The sequence below is a fragment of the uncultured Microbacterium sp. genome (genome assembly GCF_963521695.1).
Lineage (GTDB): Bacteria > Actinomycetota > Actinomycetes > Actinomycetales > Microbacteriaceae > Microbacterium.
Genome location: NZ_CAUQWC010000263.1, coordinates 1 through 4,163 on the forward strand (window position 1 = coordinate 1; position 4,163 = coordinate 4,163).

Sequence of the window (4,163 nt, forward strand, 5' to 3'; positions counted from 1 at the left end):
CTCAGGAGGATGGGGGCAACAGGTCTGTGATTCCGATGCAAGACCATGTCCCGAGTCTAGGCGCGACGCCTGAAGTTGTCAGACGGTCTCGCGCGCCCGCAGGTCCTTCCGCAGGATCTTGCCCGACGTCGACTTCGGGATGACGTCGATGAACTCCACGCGGCGCACCTTCTTGTGCGGGGCGACGTTCTCGGCCACGAACGTCATCACGTCGTCGGCCGAGAGGCCGGCATCCGGAGCCGCTACGACGAACGCCTTGGGGATCTCCTCGCCGTCGTCGCCGCGGATGCCGATGACCGCGGCATCCTGGATCTTCGGGTGCGACAGCAGCAGGGCTTCGAGCTCGGCCGGGGCGATCTGGTAGCCGTGGTACTTGATGAGCTCCTTGAGCCGGTCGACGATCGTGAAGTACCCGTCGACGTGGTGCACGCCGATGTCACCGGTGTGCAGGAACCCGTCGGCATCGAGCGTCTCGGCCGTCGCATCGGGGCGGTTGAGGTAGCCGAGCATGACGTTCGGTCCGCGCACCCAGATCTCCCCCGGTGCGGTCAAGCCGTCGTCGCCGTGCTCCTCGAGCTCGGCACCGGTCTCGGGGTCGACGAGCTTGGCGTCGCAGTTCGGGATGAGCACGCCGACCGAGCTCACCGGCATCCCTCCCTCGGCGGGGATGGCGTGCGACACCGGACTCAGCTCGCTCATGCCGTACCCCTGGAAGAAGCGCGCGCCGATGCGCCGGCCCGCGGTCTCTGCCGTCTCGCCGTCGAGCGGGGCCGCGCCCGAGAACACGCTGTGCACGCTCGAGAGGTCGAACTGCTCGACGGCGGGATGTTTGGCCAGAGCGACCGCGATGGGCGGGGCGATGAAGAGGAACGTGCAGCGGTGGTCCTGGATGACGCGCAGGAACTCCATCAGGTCGAACCGCGGCATCGTGACGAGGGTCGCGCGCTGGCGGAGTGCCAGGTTGAGCAGCACCGTCATGCCGTAGATGTGGAAGAACGGCAGCACGGCGAGCACACGATCGTCGGGGCCGATCTCGATCACCGGACGACACTGGTGGACGTTCGCCACGAGGTTGCGGTGCGAGAGCATCACGCCCTTGGGCACCCCCGTGGTACCCGACGAGTAGGGCAGCACGGCGACGTGCGTGGCCGGGTCGATGGTGACCTCGGGCGGCGTCCGCTGCTCGCTCAGCAGCGCGCGCAGGTCGGGGTGACCCTCGGCGCCGTCGAGCACGATGATCCGGTCATCGGGGATGCCGACCGCTCGCGCGGCCTCCAACGCCGGCGGCAGCAGCGGCGACACGGTCACGAGCCAGGTGGCTTCGGCATCCCGGAGCTGGTTCTCGATCTCGTGCGCGGTGTAGAGGGAGTTGATCGTGGTGATGGCCGCCCCGAGCCTCAGGATGCCGTGGAACACGGTCGCGAACGCGGGCACGTTCGGGCACAGCATCGCGACGACGGTGTCGGTGCCGACACCGCGGGCGGCGAGCGCTCCCGCGAATGCGTCGACCTGGGCGCGCAGGGCACGATAGGTGGTCTCGGCTCCGCTGGCCGGGTCCACCAGGGCCACCCGATCGAGGTCGTCGTCGTCGAGTGAGCCGAACAGATAGTCGTAGATGCTCTGATCGGGGATCTCGACGGGCGGGTGGGGGCTGTGGAACACGGTTCTCTCCCTCGAAAACACCGGCGTCGTCGCCGTGCGCTCATCCTGGCACCGCCGGTACCCGGTGTCACGCTTCGTGGAGACGAGTCTCAGGATGCCGGGAGGTACCGAGGTTCACGGAGCGGCGGTGCACAACGCAGGAAGAACGTCGGCGCCGCCTGCAGCGGCCCTCGGAATTCCGCGGATGGCTCGGAGGCGGCGCCCACATCTCCTGCGTTGTGCACGCAGCGTCGTCTGCGCCATGCGCGCCGCGACCCCGACGGAGTGCTCGCGCGCACCGCGAGGACGCGACCGCTCACACGAACGCCAGCACGATCCCGCCCGCGGCGCCCACCAGCACGACCGCCCACGCCGGAACCTTGAACGCGGTGAGCAGCACGAAGCCCACCACCGCGAGCACGAGGGGCCCCGGGCCGGTGATCGCCGTGGTGAAGACGGGCGTGTACAGCGCCGCGCCCAGGATGCCGACGACGGCGGCGTTCGCACCGCTCATCGCCGCCCGCACGCGCGGACGTGTGCGCACGGCATCCCAGAACGGCAGCACGCCGACGAGGATGAGGAAACCGGGGAGGAAGATCGCCCCGAGGGCGAGGGCCGCACCCGGGATGCCGCCCGGCCCGACGGTCGAAACGGCCCCGAGGTACGCCGCGAACGTGAACAGCGGTCCGGGAACCGCTTGCGCGGCGCCGTAGCCCGCCAGGAAGGACTCGGGTGAGACCCACCCGGTCTCCACGACACCGGCCTGCAGCAGAGGAAGGGCGACGTGCCCGCCGCCGAACACCAGCGCCCCCGCGCGGTAGAAGGCGTCTATCAGAGAGACGCCACCCGACCCCGTGAGCGTCGCGAGCACCGGCAGAGCGACCAGTCCCGCCACGAACAGCACGAGGCAGGTGACGGCGACGCCCCGGCGCACGCCGAACGACGGCAGCGTCGCCGCGGCAGCAGGGTTGCTACCCCGCAGGAGGACGAGCCCCGCCACCACCCCGACCGCCAGGGCGGCGAGCTGGCCCGGAGCCGCGGGGAGGAGGAGAGCGAGGGCGAGGGCCGCGACCCCGATGCCCGCGCGTGGCGCATCGGGAGTGAGCGTCTTCGCCATGCCCCACACGGCGTGCGCGACGATCGCGACGGCGACGACCTTGAGTCCGTCGAGGACCCCCTCCCCCACGGTGCCGCCGATCGCGGCAGCGCCGCTCGCGAACGCCACGAGCACCACCGCGGACGGCAGGGTGAAGGCGGCGAAGGCCGCGAGCGCACCGACCACCCCCGCCCGCTGGAGTCCCATCGCGAAGCCCACCTGGCTCGACGCCGGTCCCGGCAGGAACTGGCAGAGCGCGACCAGATCGGCGTACGCGCGGTCGTCCATCCACTTCCGCCGCACGACGAGGTCGTCGCGGAAATACCCCAGATGCGCGATGGGCCCGCCGAACGAGGTCAGCCCGAGCCGGAGGAACGCGAGGAACACCTCCCCGGCGCGGGACGCTGTCTGCATCCTGGCATCCTCCCTCAGCGGGGGAAACGACGGGTGAACCGTCAGACGAGGGGGCGGTCGAGCAGGGCGTCGATCATGCGCAGCGTCGTCGCCGTGCAGTCCTGATCGTTCGTGATGTCGGCCCCCTCGACGGCGTCGACGAAACGCCGCACCTCCCCGACCATCGGGTTGTCGTCGGCCGGCACCGTGATCACACTCGACACGCCGCCCCGCGGAGTGAGGACGAGCCGTCGCGGCGCGTCGATCGCGTCGATGAGCAGCGACGCGTCCTCTCCCTGGATCTCGCTCTGCAAGCTCGTGTCGGTGATCTTCGACCACGCCACGTCGGCGACGAAGCCGTCGTACGAGGCCAGGGCACTACCCACGCCGTCGGTTCCCGACGCGATTCCCACGCGCACACCGTGCACGGCGCCGGGCTCGCCGAAGAGTCGCACGAGGGCGTGCAGCGGATACACGCCGAGGTCGCGGAGCGCGCTCCCGCCCAGCTCGGGGTCGAAGATGTTCGTCTGCCGACCGGCGAGCACCTCGTCGTAGCGCGCCGAGCGCTTCTCGTACCGCAGCGAGACGCGCCGGACGGTTCCGAGGGCGGGGAGAGCCGCGCGGACGGCGGACAGACCCGGGTCGTAGGCCGTGCGCATGGCCTCGAGCAGCACGACACCGCAACGGCGGGCGTGCGCGACAGCGGCATCCCACTCCCCCGCCCTCAGCACCGCCGGCTTCTCCACGAGAACCGGGATGCCGGCATCCACCGCCGAGGTGATCTGCGCGGCGTGCACCGCGTTGGGGCTGGCGAGGTAGACGGCGTCGACGTCGGGAGCTGCGAGCAGATCGTCGAGCCCGACGGCGACCCCGGGGGCTCCCACGCGGTCGGCGAACGAGCCGGCGCGCTCCGCGTCGCGCGAGGCGACGCGCGACACCCCGATGCCCTCGACGATGGCGACCGCTTCCGCGAAGCGCTCGGAGATGGAGCTGGTGCCGACGATGCCGATGCGGATCATCCCCTCATCCTGCC

General features: G+C 70.9%; 3 protein-coding genes. All 3 read right to left on the bottom strand.

The genetic code is table 11. From position 1 onward, the window contains the following. Positions 1-78: 78 nt before the first annotated feature. A complete protein-coding gene (locus tag RWP81_RS14805; protein ID WP_314457360.1) occupies positions 79-1,662 on the bottom strand; it encodes an AMP-binding protein in 1,584 nt (527 codons plus the stop codon). A 295-nt stretch (positions 1,663-1,957) separates the two neighbouring features. Further along, positions 1,958-3,151 carry a chromate efflux transporter gene (gene chrA, locus RWP81_RS14810; protein ID WP_314457362.1) on the bottom strand — a complete coding sequence of 398 codons (1,194 nt, stop codon included), beginning with the start codon at positions 3,149-3,151 and terminating at the stop codon, positions 1,958-1,960. A gap of 41 nt (positions 3,152-3,192) precedes the next feature. Continuing rightward, on the bottom strand, positions 3,193-4,163 hold a 971-nt coding region (locus tag RWP81_RS14815), incomplete at its 5' end, for a Gfo/Idh/MocA family oxidoreductase (protein WP_314457364.1).